The following is a 26,651-nucleotide window of genomic DNA, read 5'->3' as shown; positions in this document are numbered from 1 at the left end:
GGTCCTGTGAGAGCGGCCTTGTGTCGCGATTGGGCTGCAAAGCAGCCCCAGACATCCAAACCAATGGAGCCGAACCATGAGCTATCACCTGATCATCGGCGACAAGCTGTATTCCTCCTGGTCGCTGCGTGGCGCCCTGGCCCTCGAGCTGGCTGGCGTGCCCTACGAAGAAACCCTGATCAAGCTCAACCAGCCTGATACCCGTCAGCGCATCCTCGCTTTTTCCTCCACCGGCAAGGTGCCGCTGCTCAAGAGTGAGCAGGGTGTGATCGCCGATTCCCTGGCCATTGCCGAATACCTCAACGAACAGCACCCCGAAGCCCAACTGTGGCCTGCCGACGTAGCCGCCCGTGCCCAGGCCCGTTCGGCTTGCGCACAGATGCACAGCGGTTTCTTCGCCTTGCGCAGCGCCATGCCGTTCGACCTGTCGCGTGACCAGGCCCTGGACGATATACCGCTTGAGGTGCAGGTCGACATCGATCGCATCGTCGCGCTGTGGTCCGAATGCCGCGTGGTGGCCAAGGACAGCGGCCCGTTCCTGTTCGGCAAGCCGAGCCTGGCCGACGCCTTCTTCGCCCCGGTGGCCGTGCGCCTGCGCACCTACCGCGTAGAGGTGCCGGCAGAGGCGGCAGCCTACATCGAAACCATTTATCAGTGGCCAGCCTTCCAGGCATGGCAGCAGGCCGGCCTGGCGGAGCGTGAAGGGTGAAACGGATACATGTTGTAGCTGCGGTCATTCGTGGTACTGACGGCCGCATTCTGATTGCACGCAGGGCCGATACCCAGCACCAGGGCGGCCTGTGGGAGTTTCCCGGCGGCAAAGTGGAGGAGGGGGAAGGCGTGGAAGCGGCATTGGCCCGTGAGCTGCGCGAGGAGCTGGGCATCGAGGTGACCCGCTCGCGTGCGCTGATCAAGGTCAGCCATGACTACCCGGACAAACAGGTGCTGCTGGACGTGCGCGAGGTCGAAGCGTTCACGGGCGAACCTCATGGCGCGGAAGGGCAGCCGCTGGAATGGGTTGCGCCGCGCGATTTGCCGCAGTACGAATTCCCTGAGGCCAACAAGCCGATCGTTGCAGCCGCACGCCTGCCGGACCAGTACCTGATTACCCCGGATGGCCTGGAAGTGCCGCAGATGCTCAAAGGCATCCAGAGGGCGGTGGCCAACGGTACGCGCTTGATTCAGTTGCGGGCGCCGGACATGTACGACCCCAAGTACCGCGATGTAGCGGTGGATGCCGTCGGGCTGTGCGCAGGCAAGGCTCAGTTGATGCTCAAGGGGCCGCTGGAATGGCTGGGCGATTTCCCGTCGGCGGGTTGGCACCTGACGGCTGCGCAGTTGCGCAAGTACGCCGCCAAAGGCAGGCCGTTCCCCAAGGAGCGCTGGCTGGCGGCGTCCTGCCACAGCGTCGAGGAACTGGCGCTGGCTGAGCAGATGGGCGTGGACTTTGTCACCTTGTCGCCGGTGCAGGCGACCCAGACTCACCCAGAGGCGGTGCCGCTGGGGTGGGATGAGGCGCAGCGATTGATTGCCGGGTTCAGCAAGCCGGTTTACCTGTTGGGCGGGGTAGGGCCGGGCGAGCGCGAGCAGGCCTGGAATGCCGGGGCACAGGGTGTGGCAGGGATCCGCGCGTTCTGGCCTGAAATCTGAGTCAATTGGGCCCCAGTGGGAGCGGGTTCATCGAGGCGTCGAACCGCCGCGAACACCGGCGCAGCCGGTGCCATACACCGCGTTGGATGCTTCGCGGGTAAATCCGCTCCCACAGGGAATCGCGTAAATTTCAGCCTTTCGGTTTCTCAGCAGGCTGCCACAACACCTCAGCCACGCCCTGGCGTCTGCCAATGATCCGCGCTGCCACGAACAGCAGATCGGAAAGCCGATTGATGTACGCCAACCCAACGCCTTGCAGCGGCTCTATGGCATTCAACTGCTGACACCGCCGCTCTGCACTGCGCGCCAGGCTGCGGCACACATGGGCTTGTGCCACCAGCGCCGAACCACTGGGCAAGATGAAGTTCTTCAACGGCCCCAGCTCTTCGTTCCACACATCGATGGCCGCCTCCAGGCGCTCCACCTCTGCCAGGGTCAACGCCTGGTAACTGGGCATCGCCAGCTCACCACCCAGGTCGAACAAGCGGTGCTGACATGGCACCAGCACAGCACTCAGCTCGTCCAGCCCTTGCTCGTCCAGCCCCGCCAGCAGCAGGCCCAACTGGCTGTTCAGGCTGTCCACCTCGCCAATTGCCTCGATCCGCGGGTGGTCCTTGGGTACCCGGCGTCCGTCGCCCAGGCCGGTTTCGCCCTTGTCGCCGGTGCGAGTGTAGATCTTCGACAGGCGGTAGCCCATGTCACTTCTCCGTGTTGGCCGGCGTCGCCGGCTGGCCGAGGGGCAAGCGCAGGGTAAAGCAAGTGCCCTGGCCGGGCGTGGACTGCACTTCCATCTGCCCCTTATGGTTATTGGTGATGATGAAGTACGAGACCGACAGGCCAAGCCCGGTGCCCTGGCCGATTTCCTTGGTGGTGAAGAACGGCTCGAAGGTGCGCTTGCGCACCGCCTCGGGCATGCCGACGCCGTTGTCCTCGACCTGGATCTCCGCCCATGGCGGGTTCAGCCGGGTACGCAGGGTGATGCGCCCGGGCTCACTCGGCTGCGGGCGCTGGTGGATGGCCTGGGCGGCGTTCTTCAGCAAGTTGAGCAGCACTTGTTCCAGCTCGTTGGCCGTGCAGGGTACTGGCCCCAGGTTGGGGTCGAACTGGCGCACGATTGCCTGGCCCTTGAAGTCGAAACCGATGGCCAGGTCGAAGTCATTGCCAGCAATTTCCAGTGCCTGGTCGATCAGTGCCGGCAGCTCGCACGGCACCAGCTGGCGGTTGCTGCGTCGGCTGAAGCTGAGCATGTGGGTTACGATTTTCGCCGCCCGGGCGCCGGCTTGCGCGATGCCGTCGAGCAGTTGCGGCACCTCGCGGCTGTCCAGGTAGCGGTTGACCGTGGCCAGGTCGATGCCCAGCTCTTGGGCCTGTTCCTGGTTGCGCGGCAGGTCGGTCGACAGGCGTCGGCGTATGTTTTGCACGTTGTGCAGGATGGCGCCCAGCGGGTTGTTGATTTCGTGGGCCATGCCGGCAGCCAGGCCACCGACCGAAAGCATTTTCTCCGATTGCACCATCATTTCTTCCAGTGACAGGCGCTGGGTGATGTCGTCGATACGGATGACCACACCGCGCCCGCCGCCGCCGGTCAGCGGGTAGAAGGTCAGGGCGTAATGGCGCAGGTCGTCGTCTTTGGGCCAGGTAACCCGCTCGATCTTCGCCACCCGGTGTTTTTCCACGGTTTCCTTCAGCTGTGGCAGGAACGGCTTGAGCGGTTCAAAGGCAATGAACACTGGCTGGTTCAGTGCTTCGTCCAGCGGCGTGCCGGAAAGCACCGTGGCTTCGTGGTTCCACTGGGTCACGTAAAGCTGTTCGTCGAGGGCGATCAGTGCCGAGGGCATCGAGTCGATGATGCTATTGAGGTAGTTCTGGAAGCCGGTGAGCTTTTTCTCGATCTTGCTGCGCACCTGCACTTCCAGTTCCAGCTTGCGGTTGGTGTGGCGGGTCTCCTCGGCCAGGCCCTGAGCCTGGTCGTAGGCATCCTGGAATTCGTCGCGGGCGCGCTTGAGCTGATGCTCGCGGGCCTCGATGCGCGACAGCATGGTATTGAAAGCCTCGGCCAGGCTGCCGATTTCATCGTCGTTGCCGCGCCGGGCGCGCAAGGCGTAGCTCTCTTCGCGGGTGACCTGGCGGCTGAGTTCTTCCAGCTGGTTGATCGGCTGGGTGATCAGGCGTTTGATCTGCCGGGCGATGACGATCCACAGCAGGATACTGAACACCAGAATGCCCAGGCTGGCGCTGAGGGTGCCGGTGTAGAAGGCCGTGGGCAGTTCGCTGCTGGCCACCAGCAGCAGGTGCGCCGGTGGGTTGGCATCGCGCGGAATGCGGATCAGCTGAGTGCTTCGAAATTCCATCAGGCGCCAGCCGTCGATGTTGCGAAAACGCTTGGGCAGGGCCAGCGGCTCGCCATGCTGCAGTTGTGCAAGCAGGCGACCATCACCCCCGTAGACAGCGGCAGCGCGCAGCGGTGTGTAGCTGTCCAGCTCCTTGAGCAGGGCGCTGGCGGTGTCGGGGGTATCGCCGGCGCGGGCCGCAAGCTGCGGGTTGGCTACCAGCCGGCCTATGGTCTGCAGAGCCTGCGGTGCCATGCTTTCCTGGGTGATCCAGTAGGCGGCGCTGATGAAGGTAAGGTTGGCCACCAGCAGGATGGTTACCAGCAATACCAGCAGGGCCGCCAGCAGCTTCTGCCCGACCGGCAGGTTTTCCAGGCGTTGGCGCAAGGTCATGGGCTAGGCAATGTCCGTATCCGGTTGGAGGGCCGCGTCAGTCGCAGGGCAAGCCACGCGTGCGCAGGTTTTCGACCAGGCGCTGCAGCAGGTGTTCCAGCTGCGGCAGCTGCAGGCCATGCCGGCCTGCGGCCCGGCAGGCATGGCCGAGCAGGTAGTGCAGCTCGGTGCGCCGGCCCGCGCGCACGTCCTGGTACATCGAAGAGTAGTTGGCTGCGGTGGCGAGGATAACCCGCTGCACTTCTTCGTCCAGCTCATCGGCTGCTTTCGGCTGACCACAGCGGCGTAGCAACTGGGCCAGCTCGACGCACAGAGCCTGCACTTCAGCCAAGTGCCCCAGCAGCCCGCCGTTCTGGCAGTCGTGCAGCACAGTCAGCGGGTTGATGGCGCAATTGAGCGCCAGCTTGCGCCACAAGCGGGTGAGAATGTCCACCGTCCACTCAGCGGGAATGCCTGCTTCGTGCAGGTCATCGAACCAGGCAGGGATCGTGGGGTTGCGTGGGTCGCCCAGCCAGTTGAAGCCATGGCCGGCAAAACGCACCTGCCAGTCCCCTTCGCGAAAGGCCCCCTCGGTGCTGGAGACGAAGATGCAGCGCGCGCGTGGCACCAGGTCGGCGACCTCATCCTGGCTGCCAAGGCCATTTTGCAACAGCAGTACCTCGGCGCCCTCGGCAAGCCGCGGTGCTACACCGGCGATCGCCAGCGCCGCATCATAGGCCTTGCAGGCTACCAGCAGGCGGTGGATCGGGCCTTGCGCCTGCGCGGTTTCGGCAGGGATGGCGTAGTGCTGGGGTTGCTCCTGTTCGACCAGGGTCAGGCCGCCGGCCTGCTGATAAGCCTGCAGCCGTTGCCCGTCGCGCAGGATCAGGCGCACTGCCTTGCCCGCGCGTGCCAGGCGGCAGGCCCACAGGCTGCCCAGGCTGCCGGCGCCGAGAATATGCCAGGTGCTGCTCATATGCGTTTCGCAACCCGTTATAATGAGCCCGCATTTTAACCGTCAAACCCAGCGCGCTCCATCTTCAGCCTGAGCGCGCTTTTATTTTGGGAGAACAACCATGCCTTCGTTCGACGTGGTATCGGAACTGGACAAGCACGAAGTGCAGAACGCCGTTGATAACGCCATCAAGGAGCTTGATCGCCGTTACGACCTGAAGGGCAAGGGCTCCTTCGAGTTCAAGGACAAAGATCAGACCGTGATGCTTACCGCCGAGGAAGAGTTCCAGCTCGAAGCGATGCTGGAAATCCTGCGCTTGGCACTGGTCAAACGCAAGATCGACGTGAAATGCCTGGAAACCAAGGACCCGTACCCTTCCGGCAAGGAAAAGAAACAGGAAGCCAAGTTCCGCGAGGGCATCGACAAGGACCTGGCGAAAAAGATCGTTGCCACCATCAAGGATGGCAAGCTGAAAGTACAGGCCGCCATCCAGGGCGAGCAGGTGCGCGTAACCGGCAAGAAGCGCGACGACCTGCAGGAAGCCATTGCCCTGCTGCGCACCAAGGAATTTGACATGCCGCTGCAGTTCAACAACTTCCGCGACTGATGCAGGCGCCGCCCGGAACCCCGATGGCGTAATGATGTCCATGGGGGCCGGGGCTGCGTAAACACGCGCGGCCTGTTTTACCGTGTACTTGCCGCTCGGCATCAGGAGATGAGTATGGATTTGAACGCTGAAGTCGATCAGCTGGTCCGCCAATCGCAAACCTGGATCCCTTTGATCATGGAATACGGCAGCCGTGTGCTGCTGGCACTGCTCACCCTCGCGGTCGGCTGGTGGATCATCAACAAGGTCAGCGCCCGCCTCGGCAAGCTGGTTGGCCTGCGCAACGCCGACCTGGCGCTGCAGGGTTTTATCAGTACCCTGGCGAACATCGTGCTGAAGGTGCTGCTGATGGTCAGCGTGGCCTCGATGATCGGCATCGAGACCACCTCGTTCGTTGCCGCCATCGGTGCCGCAGGCCTGGCCATCGGCTTGGCCTTGCAAGGTAGCCTGGCGAACTTCGCCGGCGGTGTGTTGATTTTGATGTTCCGCCCGTTCCGTATCGGTGATTGGATTGAGGCGCAGGGTGTTTCCGGCACCGTCGACAGCATCCAGATCTTCCACACCGTGCTGCGCACCGGTGACAACAAGACCGTCATCATGCCCAACGGTAGCCTGTCCAACGGCATCATCACCAACACCAACCGCCAGCCGACGCGCAAGGTGGTGTTCGATGTAGGTGTGGACTACGAGGCCGACCTGCAGAAGGCTCGCAATGTGCTGCTGGCGCTGGCAGAGGACCCGCGTGTGCTGCCTGACCCTGCACCGCAGGCGGTAGTGGCGACGTTGGGCGACAGCTCGATTACCGTGTCGCTGCGGTTGTGGACCAAGACGTCCGATTACTGGGACGTGATGTTCATGCTCAACGAGCATGCGCGTGACCGGTTAAAGGCCGAAGGGATCGACATTCCGTTCCCGCAGCGGGTGATTCGTGTGGTGCAGGAGACTGCAGCGCAGTAATTACGCATGAGACCGGGGCCGCAATGCGGCCCTTTTTTTACACTTGTTCACAGCAATATCACCCCATTTCTGGCATATAGCCTGACCCTTCCTGTCACACCCGATACGCCATCATGAAACCACTGCTGTACATCACCCCCTTGCGTGCCTTGCTGTTCGGCCTGACCCTGGCTCTGTTCGAGCTGCTGACCTACCTGGCCAGCGACGCGGTCATGCCGGCCATGCCGGTGGTGGTCGGCGACCTGAACGCCAGCCCCGAATACATTCCCCATGCTCTCAACCTGTACCTGCTGGGGGGCGTGGTACTGCAATGGCTGATCGGCCCGCTGGCCGACCGATATGGCCGGCGCCCGTTGCTGCTGGTCGGTTGCGCGTTCTTCGGTTTGTCCTGCCTGGCCACCTTCTGGGTCCATGATATTGGCCTGTTCAACCTGCTGCGCCTGTTGCAGGGCATAGGCCTGGGCTTTGTGGTCACGGTCAGCTACCCGGCGCTGAACGAGGCCTTCAGCGAGGCTGATGCCGTGCGCATGATGGCCTTGCTGGCCAACATTGCCCTGCTGTCGCCGCTGCTCGGGCCGCTGGTGGGCACCTTGTTGCTGCAGTGGCTGGACTGGCGCTGGCTGTTCGTGGCGTTCGCCATTGGCGCGGTGTTGGTCTGGCTGCTGCTGTATCGCCTGATGCCGGAAACCCTGGGTGTGGAACGCCGAGATGGCTCGCGCCTGGCATTCACACCAATCCACCTGCTGCCACTGCTGGCGGGTTACGGCCAGTTGCTGGCCAACCGTCGCTTCGTTGCCGGCAGCGCTGCCCTTGGGCTGGTCGGCTTGCCACTGATTGGCTGGATCGGCCTGTCGCCGGTGCTGCTGATTCACGATGAGGGTTTAAGCACCCTGGAATACGCGTTGTGGCAGTTGCCGGTATTTGGCGGGCTGATTCTCGGCAACCTGATCATCAACCGTATCGCCGACCGCTACCCGTTGCCGGCTTTGGTGCGTGGCGCGCTTTGGCCGTACCTGGCCGGCCTGAGCCTGATGGTGCTGGTGACCTGGTACTGGCCGAGCGTGACCAGTGTGGTGGCGGGCATGTCGCTGTACGCACTGGGGTTGGGCGTGGCCAACGCGGTGCTGTACCGCATGACGTTGTTCTCCAGCGAGCAAAGCAAGGGCCTGGTTTCGGCCATGCTGGGGATGATCACCATTGCCTTGTTGGGGCTGGGCGGGGCGTTGCTGGCGATGATTGGCGCCGGTGCCAGCTTGCTGCACTTTGCCTTGGCGGCGGGTGTGGCGGGGGCGTTGGCGTTGTGGCCGTTGTGGTTTGTCGTAGGCGGGCGCCCTGGGGAAGGGGCTGTAGCTCAGTAACTTCATTGCCTGTACTGGCCTGCGCGAGTTCACCCGCGAATAGGCCAGTACAGGGGCCATCGATCTATCAGGGCCGCTCGGCCGCCGAGTTTTCCTCTGCCACCGGGGTGCCTCGCCCAGCCTCCTGGCGCCACTGCAGGGCGATCAGAATCAATGTAGGCACGCCCAGCAAGGCAGTAATCAGGAAGAAGTCGTGGTAACCGAACTTCTCCACCATCACCCCCGAATAGCCGCCGATCAGGCGTGGCAACAGCAGCATGATCGAGCTGAGCAGCGCATATTGGGTCGCCGAGAACTTGAGGTTGGTCAGGCTCGACAGGTAGGCGACAAAGGCCGAAGTGGCCATGCCAGAGCTGAAGTTGTCCAGCGAGATGGTCACCACCAGCATTTCCAGGTTCGGGCCCATGTCTGCCAGCATCAGGAACAGGATGTTGGTGCCGGCCGAGGCTACGCCGCCGATGAACAGGATCGGCATGATCCCGAAGCGCACGATCAACAGGCCGCCGACCCCGGCGCCGACCAGGGTCATGATCAGGCCGAAGATCTTGCTGACGCTGGCGATCTGGTCCTTGGTGAAGCCCATGTCGATGTAGAACACGTTGGCCATTACGCCCATCACCGTGTCCGACATGCGATAGGTGGCAATCAGGCCAAGCAGCAGCAGGGCTTGCCAGCGGTAGCGGGCGATGAAGTCGTTGACCGGGGTCAGCACTGGGGCCAGGCCGCGACGGCCGAGGCTCGACAGGCACGCCCAGGTCAGCAGCACGTAAAGGATCAGGCGCAGGAAAGCGCGGTCTTCCAGTAACAGATCGAGCGGCGTGGCGTCACCGGAAATCACGCTGGACCAGCCGGTGTTGAACATCTGGGTGAAGCTGGCCGGTACCGACACCAGGAGGATGATCAACACGAACACCGAGGCCATCTGGTGCACCAGCCCATAGCGTGCTGCCGACAGCTGAGTGCGCATGGGCACTGGCGGTTCGCGCATGACCAGGGTGGTGAACAGGGCGGGCAGCATCATGACCCCGAACATCACGTAGGTGCCGGCCCATGCCTTGTGCAGATAGCTGAAACCGGTGGAGCCGAACCATTCGGCAAAGAACAGCGCGCCGGCCGTGGCCAGCAGGGCAGCTACCCGGTACCCGGCCATGTAGCTGGCAGCGAGCGCAGCCTGACGCTGGTCGTCAGCGATCTCCAAGCGGTAGGCGTCCACAGCGATGTCCTGGGTCGCCGAGGCAAAGGCCACCAGCACGGCCATGGCAATCAGCCATGACAGATGTTGTTGCGGGTCGCACAGGCTCATGCCGACCAAGCCGATCACCACCAGCGCCTGCGATAACAGCAGCCACGAGCGGCGGCGACCCAGGCCACCGAGCAGCGGCAGGCGCCATTGGTCGAGCAGCGGCGACCACACCCACTTGAAGGCGTAGGCCAGGCCGATCAGGCTGGCATAACCAATGGTTTCACGGGCCACGCCGGCTTCGCGCAACCACACCGACAGGGTCGAGAACACCAGCATGTAGGGCAGGCCGGCGGCGAAACCGAGTAGCAAAAGTACCAAGGTTGACGGGCTGGCATAGGCAGCAAGCGCAGCGCGCCAGGTTTTACGGGGCATGGGCCAACATCTGCCTCAAGTTTGCGAAAACAAAGCGCGCACTCTAACCGCTGTGCTCCATTGGGCGCCAGCCATGGCGCGTCATATCCACACGATTGTTGGTTACATTCACACCTTCCGCGCGTAGTCGCGCCCGTTGTTCATCCCCCGATGGGGTGCCCAGTGCCAGGCTCAACCGGCCCCCTGCACCGAGCACCCGGTGCCAGGGCAGGCGTGTGTCCTCGGGCAACTGCCCAAGGGTACGGCCGACCCAACGCGCTGCTCGGCCAAGCCCTGCCAGTTCGGCCAGTTGGCCATAGCTCACCACTTTGCCGGCCGGCACCTGCCCAAGTACTGAATATAGCGCCGTTCGTCGGCCCTCGGCGGAATCAAGCGCGTGCGCATATCCATCAGACATCACGCCCCCCTTGGGCTGTAGATGAAACCGGACCGGTGGTCCGGCAAATGAGAGTTGAACTCAACGGCATGTGCTCGGTCTGTCCTTGCTCTGGCCGGCGGTATCTGGATAATGCCCGGCTTTTTTCGTCGAATCGAACCCGTAGTCCGCTTATGAATACTAGATCGTTGTTGTGCCTGCTAGCTGCCTCCTTGTGCGCCTCCCCGGTGTTCGCCGACACCGTGTGGATGAAAAACGGTGACCGGCTCAGTGGCAAGATCAAAGTTTTCGACGGCGGCAAGCTGCTGCTGGAAACCCCCTATGGCGGGTCGATCGCCCTGGACTGGAAAGAAGTCCAAACCCTGGAAAGCGACCAGGAGATGCTGGTCAAGCAGGACGCCTACAGCGGTGAGAAGGCCAAGTCGCTGAAGGCCGCCGAGCCAGGCAAGGTGACTCTGGCCAATGGCGAGGCGCCGAAAACGGTGGAACTGGCCAGCATCGAGCAGATCATGAAGCCCAAGCCCCTGGTCGAGGACTTCGTATGGAAAGGCAACGTCGACGTAGCGCTGGACTACAAGCGCGCCGAGAACGACACCGACGATTACGACGTAGGCTTCAAGACCACCGCCCGCCATGGCCGCTGGCGGCACAATGCCGAAGGCGAATACAACCGCGAGACCAAGGACGACGTCACCACCACCGACAACTGGAGCGCCGAGTACGCCCTGGACCGCTTCATGACCGAGAAGTGGTTCTGGCAGGGGCGTGCGGAATACAAGCGCGACCGTATCGAAGACCTGGCCCGTCAGCGTACCGTCGGCACCGGCCCGGGTTACCAGTTCTGGGATGACGAACTGGGCGCGTTCTCGCTGGGCTCGCTGATCAACCGCACCGACTTCGAGTACCAGGACGGCTCCAAGGACAACTTCTATTCCGCGGCGGTGAAGTGGGACTACACCCGCTACCTGATCGGCAAGAACGTGCAATTGTTCACCAACGGCGAGTTCGCCAAACCGTTGGGTGGCGTGGCCGACTACTCGCTGGATGCCGAGATTGGCCTGCGCTACAAGGTCACCGAGTGGGCCTCGCTGAACCTCAAGGCGGAGAAGGACATCATCACCGGCACGCGTGAGAGTGACCTGGACAAGACGCGCTATACCGCGGGCTTCGGCGTTACCTGGTAATTTTTTGGGGCCGCTTTGCGGCCCATCGCGACACAGGGCCGCTCCTACAGGGGATGGTGTACGGCCTGCAGGCGGTCGGAAGGACCCCATTGGCACTGGACCTGATAATGCTTATCTTGTCCTCCATCCAGTCCGCCAGGAGCCGCCCTCAAGTGAGTACCAACGCCATCCGCCCCGCCCGGGAACTGCTGCTCAAGGAATACCGTGGCGTGCTCTCGACTCATTCCAAGTCGATGCCCGGCTACCCCTTCGGTTCCGTCGTGCCGTACTGCCTGGACGCCCAGGGCAACCCGCTGATCCTCATCAGCCGCATTGCCCAGCACACCCACAACCTGCAGAAAGACCCGAAATGCTCGCTGCTGGTGGGTGAGCGCGAGGCGGAGGATGTGCAGGCCGTGGGGCGCCTGACCGTGATGGCCGAGGCACACAAGCTGGTCGACGAAGCCGCTATCGAGGCGGCTGCCGAGCGCTACTACCGCTATTTCCCGGAAGCGGCCAACTACCACAAGGCCCACGACTTCGATTTCTGGGTGTTGCAGCCAGTGCGCCACCGCTACATCGGCGGCTTCGGCGCCATCCACTGGCTTGACCAGGTAACCCTGGGCAATCCGTTCGCCGGCAAGGCCGAGGCAAGCATGGTCGAGCACATGAACAGCGATCATGCCAACGCCATCGCCCATTACGTCGAACTGACCGACCTGCCGCAGCATGCGCCGGCGCAGATGGTTGGCGTAGACAGCGAAGGCATGCACCTGCGCATCGGTCAGGCCGTGTATTGGCTGCCATTCCCGAATACTTGCAACACGCCGACACAAGTCCGCGAAGCCTTGGTTTTACTGGCGCGCGCCGACCAGTGGCCGGTTCAGGCGCAAGTCGAGGGTTGAAATCTGGAGCGCAGGCATCCATGTGAGGTCTTATTGGAAGGTTATCTTCCGTCGAGGAACCCTTGATGCGTGCTTTTCTACTGCTGTTTCTGATTTTTCCTGTGCTGGAGCTGTTCGTCTTCGTGAAGGTCAGCGCGGCAATCGGTTTCTTCCCGGCGTTGCTGCTGATCATCGCCGGCTCCGCCCTGGGTGTGCTGGTGATGCGGGTGGCCGGCCTGGCCACCGCACTGCGCGCCCGTGAAAGCCTGCAACGTGGCGAATTGCCCGCCGAGGACATGTTCCAGGGCATGATGCTGGCCGTGGGTGGTGGCCTGCTGCTGCTGCCGGGCTTCATCAGCGATGTGCTGGGCGTGCTGTGCCTGCTGCCGTTCACCCGCCGCCTGGCGGCGCGCAAGATGCGTGAGCGTGCCGAGGCCCAGGCCATGCGTCAGCGTGCGTTCCAGGATGACCCGTTCCAAGCGCAGCCACGAGAGGGTGGCCATCGCCCGAACGTGATCGAAGGCGAGTACGAGCGCCGCGACAAGTAAAACGCCGGGGCCGCGCAAGCGGCCCCGGTTTTTTTGGTCTGACGAAAAATTTTGTATCTCAAGCCTTGTAATTGATTATGGCGGCCTCATGTATGTGGTCACCGCAAGGTTTCTGGCGGCAACGCCAGACATTACACAGGTGGTTCGCCCATTGCGGGCCACCTCCCGGCAACGCCGGACAGCATCAACCCGCCGGTGTCGATACCGGCCGATGAAAACCACAATTTGGGAGAGATCGACAATGAAGCTTCGTCCTCTGCATGACCGCGTCGTTATCCGTCGCAGCGAAGAAGAATCGAAAACCGCTGGCGGTATCGTCCTGCCGGGTTCGGCCGCTGAAAAACCAAACCGCGGCGAAGTTGTTGCCGTCGGCACCGGTCGCATCCTGGAAAACGGCGAAGTTCGCGCGCTGGCCGTGAAAGTGGGTGACAAAGTGGTTTTCGGCCCTTACTCGGGCAGCAACACCGTGAAAGTCGATGGCGAAGACCTGTTGGTCATGGCCGAGAACGAAATCCTCGCCGTCATCGAAGGCTGATTTCCCCGACTTCCCGTTACTCCAAAGAATTCCAAGGATTAAACGATCATGGCTGCTAAAGACGTAAAATTCGGCGATTCCGCTCGTAAGAAAATGCTGGTTGGTGTCAACGTTCTGGCTGACGCGGTAAAAGCGACCCTGGGCCCGAAAGGCCGTAACGTGGTACTGGCCAAGAGCTTCGGCGCGCCAACCATCACCAAGGACGGCGTTTCCGTCGCCAAAGAAATCGAGCTGAAAGACGCGTTCGAAAACATGGGCGCCCAGCTGGTCAAGGAAGTGGCTTCCAAGGCCAACGACGCTGCCGGTGACGGCACCACCACCGCTACCGTTCTGGCTCAGGCCATCGTCAACGAAGGCCTGAAAGCCGTCGCTGCCGGCATGAACCCGATGGACCTCAAGCGCGGTATCGACAAGGCCACCGCTGCAGTCGTTGCCGAGCTGAAGAACCTGTCCAAGCCATGCGCCGACTCCAAGGCCATCGCCCAGGTAGGCACCATCTCCGCCAACTCTGACGACTCCATCGGCAACATCATTGCCGAAGCCATGGAAAAAGTCGGTAAAGAAGGCGTGATCACCGTTGAAGAAGGCTCGGGCCTGGAAAACGAACTGTCCGTCGTAGAAGGCATGCAGTTCGACCGTGGCTACCTGTCGCCATACTTCGTCAACAAGCCAGACACCATGGTTGCCGAGCTGGAAGGCCCGCTGCTGCTGCTGGTCGACAAGAAAATCTCCAACATCCGTGAGCTGCTGCCAGTTCTGGAAGCCGTTGCCAAGGCCGGCCGCCCACTGCTGATCGTTGCCGAAGACGTCGAAGGCGAAGCGCTGGCTACCCTGGTAGTCAACAACATGCGCGGCATCGTCAAGGTTGCAGCGGTCAAGGCGCCAGGCTTCGGCGACCGCCGCAAGGCCATGCTGCAGGACATCGCCGTCCTGACTGGCGGCCAGGTCATCTCCGAAGAAATCGGTCTGTCCCTGGAAACCGCTACCCTGGAGCACCTGGGTAACGCCAAGCGCGTCATCCTGTCCAAGGAAAACACCACCATCATCGACGGCGCTGGCGCCGACACCGAGATCGAAGCACGCGTCAAGCAGATTCGCGCCCAGATCGAAGAAACTTCTTCGGACTACGACCGTGAGAAGCTGCAAGAGCGTCTGGCCAAGCTGGCTGGCGGTGTTGCCGTGATCAAGGTCGGTGCCGGCACCGAAGTTGAAATGAAAGAGAAGAAAGCCCGCGTTGAAGACGCCCTGCACGCTACCCGTGCAGCCGTTGAAGAAGGCGTGGTGCCTGGCGGTGGTGTTGCTCTGGTTCGTGCCCTGGCCGCGATCGTTGACCTGAAAGGCGAAAACGAAGACCAGAACGTCGGTATCGCCCTGCTGCGCCGTGCTGTTGAAGCCCCGCTGCGCCAGATCACTGCCAACGCCGGCGACGAGCCAAGCGTTGTCGCTGACAAGGTCAAGCAAGGTTCGGGTAACTTCGGTTACAACGCTGCTACCGGTGAATACGGCGACATGATCGAGATGGGTATCCTGGACCCAGCCAAGGTCACCCGTTCGGCCCTGCAAGCTGCTGCTTCGATTGGCGGTCTGATGATCACCACCGAAGCCATGATTGCTGACGCTCCGAGCGAAGCCCCAGCTGGCGGCGGCATGCCAGACATGGGCGGCATGGGTGGCATGGGCGGCATGATGTAAGCCAGCCTTACCCCCTGCACCATCAAAAAGCCCCGGTTCGTGAGAACCGGGGCTTTTTGCTTGGTGTGGGTTATGTGGCGCCTGCGAGATCGAGCGCCGCGCGGGCGGCGCTCGGTTTACGCACCGCATCAAACTCAAGACATGCTCCTCTGTCAGGCGACGCTACGCTCGACGACAGGCTCCTCAGCCACCCCATGCCGATACAGCACAAGGTAATAAGACCCCAACCCTATCAACCAGCAGAACACTGCCGTCCACACGTTGTGCGACAAGAAGTGCGCCCCTTGCATCATTCTGCCCACCGACAGCACCGACCCTGCTATCAAGGCCACCACGAATGCCACCTGTGCCAGACGCGGCTTGCGATCACGCAACATGAAGAACAGGCCGAACAGGCAGAACCCGGTGGCTGCATGCCCACCCGGCCAGCACAGCCCGGCTTTGTCGGTAGCCGGCCGTGGCTCCAGCAGCTTGCTGTAGGTTTCCGTGCCGCCAAACTGTGTGAGGCTCCACGGGCACTGCACCTGGGTGACCTTCTTCAGCGGTGTGACAAACGCCGTGGACAAGCCCAGTGCCAGCACCAGGCAGCCCAATTCGCGGCGCCAGCCGAACAAGCGCTTCCAGAAAAAGCTCGCAGCAAAGGTGAACAGCGATAGCACCCCCAGCAAAATCACCACTTGCTTGACCCGGTCATGCAGGATGTTTTCCAGAAGGTAGCTGTGGCGGCCAATGAACTGCCCGGCAACGGGATCGAAGAACAGGTTGGCCACATCCATGTCGACCGAAGTCAGCTCCAGCAGAATCAAGGCCAGCGCGGTCGCCAGGGGTATCCCCAGGTACAGCCAGTAGTTGATCGGGCGAGGGCGGGTGCGTTGCTGCATGACGGCTCCAGGGCGCGAAAAGATCGGGCATTGTCGGCTGGCCGCTATCCTGTGTCCGTGAAGGATCAGTGAAAAAACCGTCAAGTGCGGTGAATTTTCCCAGGGGCTGGCACCGTGCAGGCATAGGCCTTAAGCTGCGCCTGCCGCGCACCACAGCGAGAAGCGCCGCACAGGAGAAACCGATGCGCATTCTTTTGGTTGAAGACAACCGCGATATCCTGGCCAACCTGGCCGATTACCTGGGCATGAAGGGTTACACCGTCGACTGTGCCCAGGATGGCCTGTCCGGCCTGCACCTGGCCGCCACCGAACACTACGATTTGATCGTGCTCGACATCATGCTGCCCGGCATCGATGGCTACACCCTGTGCAAGCGCCTGCGCGAAGACGCCCGCCGCGACACGCCGGTGATCATGCTCACCGCCCGTGACCAGCTCGACGACCGCTTGCAAGGCTTCCGCTCAGGTGCCGATGACTACCTGCTCAAGCCGTTTGCCCTGTCGGAGTTGGCGGCGCGCATCGAAGCGGTGCTGCGCCGTGCCCAGGGCGGCGGGCGCCGTACCCTGCAGGTGGCGGACCTCAGCTACGACCTCGACACCCTCGAAGTTACCCGCCAGGGCCGCCTGCTCAAGCTCAACCCGGTCGGCCTCAAGCTGCTGGCGGTGCTGATGCAAAAAAGCCCGCACGTCCTGCGCCGCGAGGTGCTGGAAGAAGCCCTGTGGGGCGACGACTGCCCCGACAGCGACAGCCTGCGCAGCCATGTGCACCAGCTGCGCCAGGTGATCGACAAACCGTTTGAAAAACCGTTGTTGCATACCGTCCATGGCGTCGGCTATCGCCTCGCCGAGGGCCGCGATGGAGTTTAAGCAAAGCCTTGCCCAGCGCATCATCATTGCTTTTGCCTTGATGAGTGCGCTGGTGGCCGGGGCCTTCGCCTTTGGCATCGTCGCCACCGTGCACCTGGTTGAAGAGCGGCTGATTTCCTCGGTACTGGGCGGTGACCTGCAGCGCCTGTTGCGTATGGACAGCGTCAGTGACTGGAGCCACCGGCCGCGTCCCGACCAGCTGTTCTACTTCAGCGGCGGGCGCGACGATTTCGAGCTGCCCAAGGACTTGCGCCACCTCGATCGCGGCTTCCACGAGGTGTTCCGCGACCAACTGTCGTATCACGCCATGGTCGAGATCGTCGATGGCCGCCGCTATGTACTGCTGCAGGATCAGAGCGATTTCGAAGAGCGCGAGCGTGTGCTGTTCGCGGTGGTGGTGGTGGGCTTCGTGCTCAGCCTGGTGCTGGCCGTGATCCTCGGCTGGCTGGTGGCACGTCGGGTAATGGCACCGGTCATCCGTCTGGCGCGCCAGGTGCGTCACCGCGACCAGTTGCTGGGCCTGGCCCCGCCACTGGCACCGGATTACGCGGCGGACGAAGTGGGCCAGCTGGCAGTCGCGTTCGATGACACCCTGGGCCGCCTGCGCGACGCGTTGACCCGCGAACGGCTGTTCACCAGTGACGTCAGCCACGAGCTGCGCACACCGTTGATGGTGCTGGCGACCTCCTGCGAGTTGCTGATGGAAAACCCTAACCTCGATGCTCGCGCGCGCAGCCAGGTGGAACGTGTGGCGCGGGCCACCGAGGAAATGCGCGAATTGGTCAAGACTTTCCTTATGCTGGCCCGGGCGCAGCGCGACGAGGGTGCGGTGGCATCGCAGGCGACCCTGCGCGAAGTGGCCGATGAGCTGATCGGCGTATGGCGCGACACCATCGAACAGAAGGGCCTCACCCTGTACTTCGATGGCCGTGTCAGCGCCAGCCCGGTGCTGTACAACGCCACCTTCCTGCAGTCGGTGATGGGCAACCTGCTGCGTAATGCGGCGCACTACACCGATGGCGGCTACATACGCCTGAGCCTGGAAGCCAACGGCTTCAGTGTAGAGGACAGCGGCGTGGGTATTCCTGAAGAGCAGCGCGAGGCCATGTTCAAACCGTTCGTGCGTGGTGATGAACGGCGTGGCGAGGGCCTGGGCCTGGGCCTGTCGTTGGTGCAGCGAATTTGTGACGACCAGGGCTGGCATGTCACCCTGACATCCACTTTGCCGCATGGTTGCCGCTTTCGGGTAGACCTGAGCAACACAGCCGGCCAAGGCGACCCGGATGCCTTGGCTGAGTAATCTGTTGTAACAGGTCAAATGGGGCTCAACGTTTTTTTCACATTGGCATGACCTGATTCCAACGCTTGCCTACCTAATGTGCTCGCAATGGAGTCAGGAGATACCCAATGCGTAGCCCCATCAAGCTTGAATTTTCCGAGAAGTACGACAAAGACCATGCGCGTGAGTACTTTCTCAAGCACCAGGACGGCCTGGCGCGACGCCTTTCCCACAAGCGAGATGAGCAGCTGGCGCGTCGCGCCCTGGCATTGGCTGGCGAGCCTGGCCTGGTACTGGACCTGCCGTGCGGTGCCGGCCGCTTCTGGCCACTGCTGGCTGAAAAGCCCAACCGGGTGATCATCGGGGCCGACAACTCCGAGGCGATGATCGAGACGGCCTGTGCGGCGCAACCGCCAGAGGTGGTGGCACGGGTACGGCCTTTGCAGACTTCGGCATTTGCTATCGACCTGCCGGACAACTCGGTGGACAGCATTTTTTGTATGCGTCTGTTCCACCACATTGGCGAATCGGCGCACAGAAAGACCATACTTTCGGAATTTCAGCGGGTTAGCCGTGATAGTGTGATCCTGTCCCTGTGGGTGGATGGCAACTTCAAGGCCTGGCGCCGGAAAAAACTCGAGCAGCGCCGCAGCGCCAAGGCCGAACAGGACAATTACCAGAACCGTTTCGTGTTACCGGCCGAAACGGTCGAAGAAGAATTCACGGCCGCCGGCTTCAGAATCCAGGAACGCCTCGACTTCCTGCCGTTCTATGCCATGTGGCGGGTCTACGTATTGCGTAAGGGGTAGTGTTTGATGGCTGTAGCCCAGAGAGGGGAGTCGCGCTTCGATTTTTATTGGCGCCAGCAAGGCGAGTGGGTCGAGGAGCCTAACCAGCGGCGCGGCGGTGAGAGTGGCGTGCAACGCCTCAACGATGCCAATGGCAAGCTGCTGTATGCCAAACGGCAGGTCGGGCATATCTACCGCAGCCTGCTGCACCCTTTCGGCCGGCCTACGGTATTGCGTGAACTGGATGCGTTGAACAGCTTCGAGCAACTGGGCGTGCGTGTACCGCGCATTGTTTTCTGTGGCGCCGAGCGCGATGCCGACCACCAGTGGCGTGCGCTGCTGGTCAGTGAAGCGCTGGACGGCTTTGTCGAGCTCGACACCTGGCATGCCGAAGGTGCCCGCGAGCGGTACCCACAGGTGGTGCATGAGCGCATGCTCAAGGACCTGGCGGACAACCTGGCACGCATGCACCTGGGGCACTGGCAGCACGGCTGCCTGTATGGCAAGCACGTGTTCATCAAGGTAATTGGCGAGGGTGAGCAGGCCCGCGTCGAGGTGGCGCTGTTGGACCTGGAAAAGTGCCGACGGCGCATCAGCTGCCAGCGTGCAGCAGGTAACGACCTGCGCCAGCTGCGCCGCCATTCGTCGATCAATGACGCGGAATGGCAGACGCTGCTCTACTTTTACAAGATGGCGTTTGGCAGCGCTGTCAAAGGGTTAGAGTAATGAAACTAGAAATAGCTCGAGCTTTGTTCCTGGTAGCTGGCCTGGCGGTGACCACCGTGGCGGTGGCAGCCTGGGAAGAGCCGAGGCCGAACGTGTTCAGCAAGGCCGAAATGGCCGACCAGTGCGCATTGCCGCGGGAAGCGAAACCGCAGCAACAGGCACAGGTCGCGCCAGATCAGGACCTGTTGCTGTTCCTGTTCGGCCTGCGTCAGGGGTTGCGGCCATTTGGTTGAGCCCTGCGTTAGCTAGAAAAATGCCAGAGGCCCCGCCAATGCGGGGCCTCTGGCATTTTTGTATGTGCCTTTCCGGCAGGTGTCAGCAGTGCTGAAAGCTGTTGTCCCTGAGGCAAGCAAGCAGCAAGAAACCGCTAATGGCACTGCTCAAGAATAGAATGCCTAAGGTCATTGGAAGCAGATGTTCGGCTGAAGCAACTAAAGTGCCAGCGAATCCACCTCCAGCAAATAGCAAAGTAGTGTTGAGCGACGCTGCTGCCCCTGCCTGCTGCGGATAACGTGCCAAGGCCTGCGTAGTCGTGACGGGTCGTACCATCGTTGTGCCTGCCGTACATAAGATCATCGGTAACATGAGGCCTATTACCGTTAGGCCTGCTGCCCACTGCCAGATCAGCAGAGTGGCCCCTGCGGTAGCTATAAGCAGGAATCCCGTGAGAATTTGAGCCTGCGCGGTGATGCGATTGTTCAAGAATGTCGCGACTGCACCACCGACGACATATGCCAGCCCGTAGGCGATTAATACAACGGAGAACTGATACGGCGTGAGGCCCAGTTGTTCCATGAGCACCAAGGGTGCAACAACGATGAAGGCAAAATGGCAGGCGAACGCTAAAGTCGCCTGTAGGGAATAGGCAACATATAAGGTGTCACGCAACATGGGGACATAGCTTTGAATGCCTGAGTTATTCTGGCGTAAACCAGGTGTTTCTTGAAGTAGTTCCCATGCAAGTAAGATGACAATGCTGGCTATTGCAATAAATACCGTAAAACTACCTGCCCAGCCGAGTAGCTGTTGAAGAGCCGCACCCGCGACGGGTGAGATTGATATGAACAAACCACTAGCACTCGTCAACAAGATGCGCATGGTGTTACGCTGCTTGCCAGTATATAGGTCTTGCACGAGAGCTTGACCCAGAACCAAGCTTCCACAGCCGACGGCTTGTAACAACCGAAAAGCCATAAAAATTTCATAGTTACTTGAAAGTAGGCAGCCAACAGCCCCGGCAATGGAAACCCCTAAGCCACCAAGCAACAACCGTTTGCGTCCGACTTGATCTGACAGGGGGCCAATCACCAATTGCGCCACTGCAACGCCAAACGCGAAGAAACTAACGGAGTAGGCGATTTGCGTAGCCTCTACTCGAAAGGCTTCTGCAAGTGCAGGGAACGAAGGAAGGATGACATCCAGAGGAAAAACACCTAGAAGGCATAAAAGAACCAAAAGCACTGGGCGAAGAATGGTGTGTGTTGAAGTTTTGGTCTGGCTCATGCTATCAGTCCAGCGGACCTGAACTGTAATGCATAGCGTTCCTCCTTCAATAAGTCGGTACGCATTATTGCTCGAAGCGTCATTTTGGATGTAATAGGCATCCGGATCGTCCAATTTTCATTTATGTTGTCAATAATCACTTTTCCGAAGGATGGATGCTTTTTGAAAATCGATCCTAAAAAATTCTCGTCGGGTTGGCAGAAAGCTTTGAGCGTTTTCAGTAGAGTTGCTACCAAGTAATCCCTCTGTGGGATACATAACTGCTGCCAGAGTCGTGCAAAACAGTCTGAGAAGAAAATGGCATGACGCCCTTCATCATGAAGGTGGTCTATCAGCATATGCGCTACAGGGGCGACGAGAGAGGCACGAGTCAAGCTGTATAGTTCGTAAGTTATCAGTGTTTCAGAAACGAAGGCGATGCAGAATCGGGTAATGCTGCTGAGCGCTGGAGGGCTATTTTTTAATACTTGATCAAGTCGCTTGAGGCGCGCAGAATTTATTCGCTCTAGGCAAAAGTGGTTTGCCACCTGATCTGCAATTTCTCTGGAGAAGAGCGCGTGATAGGCCTCGTCAGCATAAAGTTTTAAAGCGTTTAGATAAATTGTTTCATCGAAATATTCTTTTAATTTACCAGTAACTATGCTTTGAACAGCCTTATTGATGTGACACATCTCAAGCTGGGTTGTATAGTCCATGAAATGGACGAGGTGGTAAGCGTGTAGTATTAGTTTATCTTTTTTCGAAAGCAGCGTTGTCAAGTCATGGGCCAGCGCTGGGCTCAGGGCGCTAGGAAACCAAAGGTCGAGTTCGGACTGCGTAAAATCTTCTACAGAAAAATGATAGGCATAAGGGCGCGAGCGTACAGCGCTCGTGGTGTGCCAGCTTTTGAATACTGTACAGCTACGGTTGGTGGTTTTTTTCATGTCTGTATCCCGCGCCAGCGTCTTACGACATCAGAGCCCTTAAGCAACTGGGTGTCGCATTCCCGTTGCCATAGCCACATGCAACGAAAAAAAGGACTTGTTCACTTGGGTTTTCAAACATGAGTAGGGGTTCGATGTCCGTTTCATTCAATGCGCCAGTGAGCCAGGTGCTCATTCCGCGATCGGTTGCTGCAAGTTGGAATGTTTGTGCAGCATGCCCAACCTCTATCAAAGCCATTCTATAAGCGCGGGAGTGCTCGTATTTCCACCACAGTTTGTCGAATCTGGAACTCAAGAATAATCCAGCGGGTATGTCATTGGCGAAGTGCTGGCCTGATAATAAGTCACCTAGAGCACAAGGCAGCGCGCTTCGCCAGTGCAGTTGATGTCGCCGTGGATCGTAGTAATAAATCCCCGCTTCTAGGCTATCTACGTTATTTACATATACATAGCCTTCTGTAGCGTTTAGCCCGCCTACTGAGGGGGTGGCCCGGCGTCTTGAATATTCATTTCCTTCTTCTTCTACTTCGACGTTATTAACGGATCTGTTTTCAATAAAGCCTAGGGTATGGTGCAAAATTTCGGCAAGATCAACTAGGGAGATCGATATTCGCTGAAAATCTCTAACGGTTGCTCGGTTTTTGAATGTCTTGTCAACTGCAAAGGTACTTCTCGGTGTAGGCAGTGAAATGCCGATTTCGCTGATGCGTTTATTGTTAGGGTGTATAGGCTTGTTTCGTACGGAGTTGCAGTGTTCAAGGTACTGCAGTGCCCACTCCTCCTCGCTTGAAGGAAGTTTTTCTATAGGGATGTCTTTAGTGCCGTAATGGAATATTCTTGAGAGTACATCCCAGCCCCAGTCAGCATGGTCGTCAGCATCGTCCATGAAAACTCTGCAGCGTTTCAGGTCGTCGGTTAGGTTATCATTTAAGTCTTTGTGGTTTTTCTCGTAAATGAGATGGATTAACCGGTCTGCATGGGCTCTTGATAACTCGTACTGTTTGTGATTTTTGAAATCCCAACAAATCAGGGAGTTATTCATGACGATAAAGAAGCAATTTTTACTTATCATGGTCACTCCTTTAACTGAAGGGCAGGCCGGCACTGCTCTTCAGTGTTTATGGATTAAGGTTTATTTGGTTTTTTTGACAAGGTGCGCCATGTTCGCCAGTTTGGTGCATTCCATTTTAATGGTTTTCATATTGTTTTCTCCATTTTGGTGTCGCGTCATTGCGACGTTCTTGATAATAGCGGTAAGTTCAAGAGGTACAAGTCAAAGGGGGTGATGAAATTTCTGATAAAGTTGTAGGAATTTTTACCAGAGCCATTTTCAAGGGCGGTTTTATTTCTCTGCAAGACGTCTAGAGTGCGGGTGCCATAGCATCTCTACTCTGACTTTTACCATGCGAATTAGATGCAGAAATTGCTCTGCTTTTCCACCGACAAGCAACAACATCAGGCTCGAGTCTGGATAATGTGAGAGATTGGGAGCGGTGATTTTGAGACTGTGTTGCGGAGCAACGCTTTTCTATTGGGGATTTTGTATCTGGCCTTTCGGCCTCCTCGCGAGCGAGCCCGCGAAGAGGCCGGATCAGGCGATGGCAGGTTCCTGGGCTTTGGTCTTGTGCGCCAGCAGGGTGTAGATGCAAGGCAGCACGAACAGGGTAAACAGCGTGCCAATCGACATCCCGGTGGCAATCACCGTACCGATGTCAAAACGGCTGACCGCCCCGGCGCCAGTCGCCAGAATCAGCGGCACCATGCCGAACACCATCGCCGCCGTGGTCATCAGCACCGGCCGCAGGCGAATCGCCGCCGCTTCCTCGATGGCCTCGCGCACGCTCAAACCGCGCTCCTCACGCAACTGATTGGCGAACTCGACAATGAGAATGCCGTGCTTGCTGATCAGGCCGATCAAGGTCACCAGGCCGACCTGGGTGTAGATGTTCATGCTCGATATGCCCAGGAACAGCGGCAACAGCGCGCCACAGATCGACAAGGGCACGGTTACCAGAATCACCAACGGGTCGCGGAAGCTTTCGAACTGCGCCGCCAGCACCAGGAAGATGATCGCCAGTGCCAGGCCAAAGGTAACCCACAGCGCGCTGCCTTCCTGAACATACTGGCGGGCCACGCCGGCATAGTCGAAGGCGAAGCCTTCCGGTGCCTCTTCGCGGGCGATGTCCTGCACGGTCTTCAGCGCTTCGCCCAGGCTGACCATGGGCACGCCCTGGATGATGGCCGAGTTCAGTTGCTGGAACTGATTGAGCTGGCGTGGGCGGGCGCGGTCGGTGAGGGTGATCAGGGTCGACAGCGGCAGCAATTGGTTCTGGTCGTTCTTCACGTAGTAGTTGTTCAGCCAGCCCGGGTTGTCGCGGTACGGCCGTTCTACCTGGGCGATCACCTTGTAGCTGCGGCCCTCAAGCGTGAAGCGGTTGATTTCCGCTTCGCCCAGCAAGGTCGCAAGGGTGCCGCCGAGGGTGTCCATCGACACCCCCATCTGCGCCGCCTTGGCCCGGTCGATATCCACCACCACCTCGGGCTTGTCGAAGGCTAGGTCGACGTCGAGGAAGGCGAACTTGCCCGATTCCTGCGCGCGCGCCTTGATGCGCTGGGCCACTTCCAGCAGTGCTGGGTAGTCGCCAGCGGTATTGATCACGAACTGGAACGGCAGGCCCTCGCCAGTGCCCGGCAACGACGGCAGGTTGAAGCCGAAGATCTGCAGGCCGCCGATTTCTTCGAGTTTGGCCTGCACCAGCGGCAGCAACTCCATCTGCGTGCGCTCGCGCTCGTTCCAGGGCTTGAGCAAAAAGCCACCAATGCCGGTCTGCACGCCGTTGAAACCGTTGATCTGGAACGATGAGTAGTATTCGGGGAAAGCCTTGAACAGCGGCGTGAACTGGTCGGTGTAGGCGTTGAGGTAATCGAGGTTGGCCGGTTGCGGCGAGCTGCTCATCATGAAGATCACCCCCTGGTCCTCGTTGGGCGCCAGTTCGTTCTGGGTGAACTTGAGCAGCACCGGGATCAGGCACAGGATGATCACGGCAAACACCAGCACTACCGGCCGGCTGTCGAGGGTGGCGTGCAGCAGCTTCTGGTAGCGCACCTTCAGGCGTTCGAACAGTTGGTCGAGGCGGTGGGCCAGGCCGCTGGGGTTCTGCTCCTGGCGCAGCAGCAGGGCGCACATCATCGGTGACAGGGTGAGGGCAACGATACCGGAAATGATCACCGCCCCAGCCAGGGTCAGGGCGAACTCCTTGAACAGGGCCCCTGTGAGCCCGGTGAGGAAGCCGATCGGTGCGTATACGGCGGCCAAGGTGATGGTCATCGACACCACGGGCATGGCGATCTCGCGGGCACCTTCCAGGGCTGCGTCGAACGGTGACTTCCCTTCCTCCATGTGCCGGTGGATGTTTTCCACCACGACAATGGCATCGTCCACCACCAGACCGATGGCCAGGACCATCGCCAGCAGGGTCAGCAGGTTAAGCGAATAGCCCATCATCTGCATGAAGAACAGCACGCCGATCATCGACAACGGTATGGTCACCACCGGGATCAGTACCGAACGCAGGGCACCGAGGAACAGGAACACCACCACGATGACGATCAGCACCGCTTCGCCGAGGGTTTTGATCACTTCGTCGATGGAGGCCTGGATGAACAGTGTGGCGTCGTAGGCGATCGACACTTTCAGGGCCGAGGGCAGCTGGCTTTGCAGTTCGGGCATGATGCGCCGCACTTCCTTGATCACCTCCAGCGGGTTGGCGGCGGGGGTGGCCTTGATGCCGATGTACACCGACGGGGTGCCATCGAACGAGCTGACCGTGTCGTAGTTTTCCGCGCCCATTTCGACCCGCGCCACATCGCCCAGCAGCACGCGGCTGTCACCGCTGGTCTTGACCGGCAGGGCGGCGAACGCCTCGGCCGACTTCAACTCGGTACTGGCGTTGATACTGGTGACCACGTATTCGCCCTTTACCTCGCCGGCGGCGGAGAGGAAGTTGTAGCGGCGTACGGCGTTGGTCACGTCGGTGGCCGACAGGCCGAAACCGGCCAGTTTGACCGGGTCCAGCCACAGCCGCATGGCGAACACCTGGTTGCCGAGGATTTCCGCCTCGGCCATGCCCGGCAAAGTGGCCAGCTTGGGTTGGATCACCCGCGACAGGTAGTCGGTGATCTGCGGGTTGCTCATTTCCTTGCTGTAGAAGCTGACGTACATCAGCGCCGAGGCATCGGCGGCTTCCTTGCTCAGTACCGGGTCTTCGGAGTCCTGGGGCAGCTTGTTGCGCACTTCGTTGGCCTTGGCCAGCAACTCGGTGAACAGCCTGTCGCTGTCGGCGCCGATCCGCGCGTAGATGGAAATGATCGAGAAGTTCTGCCGGCTCACCGAGGTCATGTAGTCGATGCCTTCGGCGCTGGCCAGGCTTTGTTGCAGCGGCTGGGTGATGTAGCCCTGGATGGTTTCGGCGTTGGCCCCAGGGTAGGCGGTAGTTACCGTGATCAGGGCGTTTTCCATCTGCGGGTACTGGCGGATCTGCAGCTTGTTCCAGGCCTGGAAGCCCAGCAGCAGGATCAGCAGGCTGACCACACTGGCCAGCACCGGGCGGCGGATGAACGGGTCGGTGAACGCCATGCCAGCC

The 26,651-nt window shown here is 60.2% G+C and carries 25 protein-coding genes; 15 read left to right on the top strand and 10 right to left on the bottom strand.

The annotated features are described in order from the left end of the window. Positions 1-76 precede the first annotated feature (76 nt). A complete protein-coding gene (locus AB5975_04960) occupies positions 77-709 on the top strand; it encodes a glutathione S-transferase family protein (GenBank protein ID XDR21255.1) in 633 nt (210 codons plus the stop codon). After that, the gene (locus AB5975_04955) at positions 706-1,650 is read left to right on the top strand and encodes a Nudix family hydrolase (protein XDR21254.1); all 945 of its coding nucleotides are present in this window, start codon (positions 706-708) and stop codon (positions 1,648-1,650) included. The genes AB5975_04960 and AB5975_04955 overlap by 4 nt, the downstream gene beginning before the upstream one ends. A 130-nt stretch (positions 1,651-1,780) precedes the next feature. On the opposite strand, the gene AB5975_04950 is transcribed toward AB5975_04955, so the two are convergent. The 3 genes from AB5975_04950 to AB5975_04940 are packed head-to-tail and all read right to left on the bottom strand — an operon-like array spanning position 1,781 to position 5,328. Then, the gene (locus tag AB5975_04950) at positions 1,781-2,347 is read right to left on the bottom strand and encodes a cob(I)yrinic acid a,c-diamide adenosyltransferase (protein ID XDR21253.1); all 567 of its coding nucleotides are present in this window, start codon (positions 2,345-2,347) and stop codon (positions 1,781-1,783) included. Between the two features lies 1 nt (position 2,348). After that, on the bottom strand, positions 2,349-4,373 hold the full coding sequence (locus AB5975_04945) for an ATP-binding protein (protein XDR21252.1): 2,025 nt from the start codon (positions 4,371-4,373) through the stop codon (positions 2,349-2,351). Between the two features lie 37 nt (positions 4,374-4,410). Then, positions 4,411-5,328, bottom strand: coding sequence for a putative 2-dehydropantoate 2-reductase (locus tag AB5975_04940; protein XDR21251.1), 918 nt, complete (start codon positions 5,326-5,328; stop codon positions 4,411-4,413). Positions 5,329-5,428: 100 nt separating this feature from the next. Between AB5975_04940 and AB5975_04935 the strand changes: the two genes are divergently transcribed. The 3 genes from AB5975_04935 (at position 5,429) to AB5975_04925 (ending at position 8,229) form a co-directional block, all read left to right on the top strand. Then, positions 5,429-5,914 carry a YajQ family cyclic di-GMP-binding protein gene (locus AB5975_04935; GenBank protein ID XDR21250.1) on the top strand — a complete coding sequence of 162 codons (486 nt, stop codon included), beginning with the start codon at positions 5,429-5,431 and terminating at the stop codon, positions 5,912-5,914. Between the two features lie 114 nt (positions 5,915-6,028). Beyond that, entirely contained in the window at positions 6,029-6,871 is an 843-nt protein-coding gene (locus AB5975_04930; GenBank protein ID XDR21249.1) for a mechanosensitive ion channel family protein, read from the top strand. 113 nt (positions 6,872-6,984) lie between these two features. Further along, complete coding sequence (locus AB5975_04925; protein XDR21248.1) at positions 6,985-8,229, top strand: MFS transporter; 1,245 nt, start codon at positions 6,985-6,987, stop codon at positions 8,227-8,229. Between the two features lie 67 nt (positions 8,230-8,296). On the opposite strand, the gene AB5975_04920 is transcribed toward AB5975_04925, so the two are convergent. Next, the gene (locus AB5975_04920) at positions 8,297-9,844 is read right to left on the bottom strand and encodes an AmpG family muropeptide MFS transporter (GenBank protein ID XDR21247.1); all 1,548 of its coding nucleotides are present in this window, start codon (positions 9,842-9,844) and stop codon (positions 8,297-8,299) included. Positions 9,845-9,887: 43 nt separating this feature from the next. Then, entirely contained in the window at positions 9,888-10,241 is a 354-nt protein-coding gene (locus tag AB5975_04915) for an MGMT family protein (protein ID XDR21246.1), read from the bottom strand. Positions 10,242-10,393: 152 nt separating this feature from the next. Between AB5975_04915 and AB5975_04910 the strand changes: the two genes are divergently transcribed. The 5 genes from AB5975_04910 to groL all read left to right on the top strand — a co-directional run bounded on the left by AB5975_04910 (position 10,394) and on the right by groL (position 15,042). Next, positions 10,394-11,404, top strand: a complete 1,011-nt coding sequence (locus tag AB5975_04910) for a DUF481 domain-containing protein (protein XDR21245.1) — start codon at positions 10,394-10,396, stop codon at positions 11,402-11,404. A gap of 152 nt (positions 11,405-11,556) precedes the next feature. Next, entirely contained in the window at positions 11,557-12,288 is a 732-nt protein-coding gene (locus AB5975_04905; GenBank protein ID XDR21244.1) for a HugZ family protein, read from the top strand. A 65-nt stretch (positions 12,289-12,353) separates the two neighbouring features. Further along, on the top strand, positions 12,354-12,815 hold the full coding sequence (locus tag AB5975_04900) for an FxsA family protein (protein ID XDR21243.1): 462 nt from the start codon (positions 12,354-12,356) through the stop codon (positions 12,813-12,815). 241 nt (positions 12,816-13,056) lie between these two features. Beyond that, positions 13,057-13,350 (top strand): co-chaperone GroES, encoded by a 294-nt coding sequence (locus AB5975_04895; protein ID XDR21242.1) that lies wholly within the window; start codon positions 13,057-13,059, stop codon positions 13,348-13,350. 48 nt (positions 13,351-13,398) lie between these two features. After that, on the top strand, positions 13,399-15,042 hold the full coding sequence (groL, locus tag AB5975_04890; GenBank protein ID XDR21241.1) for a chaperonin GroEL: 1,644 nt from the start codon (positions 13,399-13,401) through the stop codon (positions 15,040-15,042). Between the two features lie 152 nt (positions 15,043-15,194). On the opposite strand, the gene AB5975_04885 is transcribed toward groL, so the two are convergent. Continuing rightward, positions 15,195-15,923 carry a phosphatase PAP2 family protein gene (locus tag AB5975_04885; protein ID XDR21240.1) on the bottom strand — a complete coding sequence of 243 codons (729 nt, stop codon included), beginning with the start codon at positions 15,921-15,923 and terminating at the stop codon, positions 15,195-15,197. Between the two features lie 182 nt (positions 15,924-16,105). Here AB5975_04885 and colR point away from each other — a divergent pair, with 182 nt between their 5' ends. From colR to AB5975_04860, 5 genes are all read left to right on the top strand, one after another. Next, entirely contained in the window at positions 16,106-16,789 is a 684-nt protein-coding gene (gene colR, locus AB5975_04880; GenBank protein ID XDR21239.1) for a two-component system response regulator ColR, read from the top strand. Beyond that, a complete protein-coding gene (locus AB5975_04875) occupies positions 16,779-18,089 on the top strand; it encodes a sensor histidine kinase (protein ID XDR21238.1) in 1,311 nt (436 codons plus the stop codon). Before colR ends, AB5975_04875 begins: the two co-directional genes overlap by 11 nt. Before the next feature lie 107 nt (positions 18,090-18,196). Further along, the gene (locus AB5975_04870; GenBank protein XDR21237.1) at positions 18,197-18,877 is read left to right on the top strand and encodes a class I SAM-dependent methyltransferase; all 681 of its coding nucleotides are present in this window, start codon (positions 18,197-18,199) and stop codon (positions 18,875-18,877) included. A 6-nt stretch (positions 18,878-18,883) separates the two neighbouring features. After that, on the top strand, positions 18,884-19,582 hold the full coding sequence (locus AB5975_04865) for a lipopolysaccharide kinase InaA family protein (GenBank protein ID XDR21236.1): 699 nt from the start codon (positions 18,884-18,886) through the stop codon (positions 19,580-19,582). Beyond that, the gene (locus AB5975_04860; GenBank protein ID XDR21235.1) at positions 19,582-19,815 is read left to right on the top strand and encodes a hypothetical protein; all 234 of its coding nucleotides are present in this window, start codon (positions 19,582-19,584) and stop codon (positions 19,813-19,815) included. Before AB5975_04865 ends, AB5975_04860 begins: the two co-directional genes overlap by 1 nt. Positions 19,816-19,897: 82 nt before the next feature. Here AB5975_04860 and AB5975_04855 read toward each other — a convergent pair whose 3' ends face one another. From AB5975_04855 to AB5975_04840, 4 genes are all read right to left on the bottom strand, one after another. Next, the gene (locus tag AB5975_04855; protein ID XDR21234.1) at positions 19,898-21,085 is read right to left on the bottom strand and encodes a Bcr/CflA family efflux MFS transporter; all 1,188 of its coding nucleotides are present in this window, start codon (positions 21,083-21,085) and stop codon (positions 19,898-19,900) included. Then, positions 21,082-22,008 (bottom strand): diiron oxygenase, encoded by a 927-nt coding sequence (locus AB5975_04850; protein XDR21233.1) that lies wholly within the window; start codon positions 22,006-22,008, stop codon positions 21,082-21,084. Before AB5975_04850 ends, AB5975_04855 begins: the two co-directional genes overlap by 4 nt. 22 nt (positions 22,009-22,030) lie before the next feature. Continuing rightward, positions 22,031-23,080: a SagB/ThcOx family dehydrogenase gene (locus AB5975_04845; GenBank protein ID XDR21232.1), complete on the bottom strand. Its 1,050-nt coding sequence runs from the start codon at positions 23,078-23,080 to the stop codon at positions 22,031-22,033. A 519-nt stretch (positions 23,081-23,599) separates the two neighbouring features. Next, a complete protein-coding gene (locus AB5975_04840) occupies positions 23,600-26,644 on the bottom strand; it encodes a multidrug efflux RND transporter permease subunit (GenBank protein ID XDR21231.1) in 3,045 nt (1,014 codons plus the stop codon). Between the last annotated feature and the right edge of the window lie 7 nt (positions 26,645-26,651).

Source organism: Pseudomonas putida (assembly GCA_041071465.1).
GTDB classification, from domain to species: Bacteria; Pseudomonadota; Gammaproteobacteria; order Pseudomonadales; family Pseudomonadaceae; genus Aquipseudomonas; species Aquipseudomonas putida_P.
This window is presented reverse-complemented; position numbering and strand designations above follow the sequence as displayed.

Excerpts from the sequence above, each read along its gene's own strand:
- AB5975_04895 (XDR21242.1), top strand. The coding sequence starts at position 13,057 with ATGAAGCTTCGTCCTCTGCATGACCGCGTCGTTATCCGTCGCAGCGAA.
- AB5975_04870 (XDR21237.1), top strand. The coding sequence starts at position 18,197 with ATGCGTAGCCCCATCAAGCTTGAATTTTCCGAGAAGTACGACAAAGAC.
- AB5975_04940 (XDR21251.1), bottom strand. The coding sequence starts at position 5,328 with ATGAGCAGCACCTGGCATATTCTCGGCGCCGGCAGCCTGGGCAGCCTG.
- colR (XDR21239.1), top strand. The coding sequence starts at position 16,106 with ATGCGCATTCTTTTGGTTGAAGACAACCGCGATATCCTGGCCAACCTG.
- AB5975_04875 (XDR21238.1), top strand. The coding sequence starts at position 16,779 with ATGGAGTTTAAGCAAAGCCTTGCCCAGCGCATCATCATTGCTTTTGCC.
- AB5975_04925 (XDR21248.1), top strand. The coding sequence starts at position 6,985 with ATGAAACCACTGCTGTACATCACCCCCTTGCGTGCCTTGCTGTTCGGC.
- AB5975_04855 (XDR21234.1), bottom strand. The coding sequence starts at position 21,085 with ATGAGCCAGACCAAAACTTCAACACACACCATTCTTCGCCCAGTGCTT.
- AB5975_04920 (XDR21247.1), bottom strand. The coding sequence starts at position 9,844 with ATGCCCCGTAAAACCTGGCGCGCTGCGCTTGCTGCCTATGCCAGCCCG.
- AB5975_04935 (XDR21250.1), top strand. The coding sequence starts at position 5,429 with ATGCCTTCGTTCGACGTGGTATCGGAACTGGACAAGCACGAAGTGCAG.
- AB5975_04915 (XDR21246.1), bottom strand. The coding sequence starts at position 10,241 with ATGTCTGATGGATATGCGCACGCGCTTGATTCCGCCGAGGGCCGACGA.
- AB5975_04930 (XDR21249.1), top strand. The coding sequence starts at position 6,029 with ATGGATTTGAACGCTGAAGTCGATCAGCTGGTCCGCCAATCGCAAACC.
- AB5975_04900 (XDR21243.1), top strand. The coding sequence starts at position 12,354 with ATGCGTGCTTTTCTACTGCTGTTTCTGATTTTTCCTGTGCTGGAGCTG.
- AB5975_04865 (XDR21236.1), top strand. The coding sequence starts at position 18,884 with ATGGCTGTAGCCCAGAGAGGGGAGTCGCGCTTCGATTTTTATTGGCGC.
- AB5975_04945 (XDR21252.1), bottom strand. The coding sequence starts at position 4,373 with ATGACCTTGCGCCAACGCCTGGAAAACCTGCCGGTCGGGCAGAAGCTG.
- AB5975_04840 (XDR21231.1), bottom strand. The coding sequence starts at position 26,644 with ATGGCGTTCACCGACCCGTTCATCCGCCGCCCGGTGCTGGCCAGTGTG.
- AB5975_04885 (XDR21240.1), bottom strand. The coding sequence starts at position 15,923 with ATGCAGCAACGCACCCGCCCTCGCCCGATCAACTACTGGCTGTACCTG.
- AB5975_04850 (XDR21233.1), bottom strand. The coding sequence starts at position 22,008 with ATGAAAAAAACCACCAACCGTAGCTGTACAGTATTCAAAAGCTGGCAC.
- groL (XDR21241.1), top strand. The coding sequence starts at position 13,399 with ATGGCTGCTAAAGACGTAAAATTCGGCGATTCCGCTCGTAAGAAAATG.
- AB5975_04960 (XDR21255.1), top strand. The coding sequence starts at position 77 with ATGAGCTATCACCTGATCATCGGCGACAAGCTGTATTCCTCCTGGTCG.
- AB5975_04860 (XDR21235.1), top strand. The coding sequence starts at position 19,582 with ATGAAACTAGAAATAGCTCGAGCTTTGTTCCTGGTAGCTGGCCTGGCG.
- AB5975_04910 (XDR21245.1), top strand. The coding sequence starts at position 10,394 with ATGAATACTAGATCGTTGTTGTGCCTGCTAGCTGCCTCCTTGTGCGCC.
- AB5975_04950 (XDR21253.1), bottom strand. The coding sequence starts at position 2,347 with ATGGGCTACCGCCTGTCGAAGATCTACACTCGCACCGGCGACAAGGGC.
- AB5975_04845 (XDR21232.1), bottom strand. The coding sequence starts at position 23,080 with ATGATAAGTAAAAATTGCTTCTTTATCGTCATGAATAACTCCCTGATT.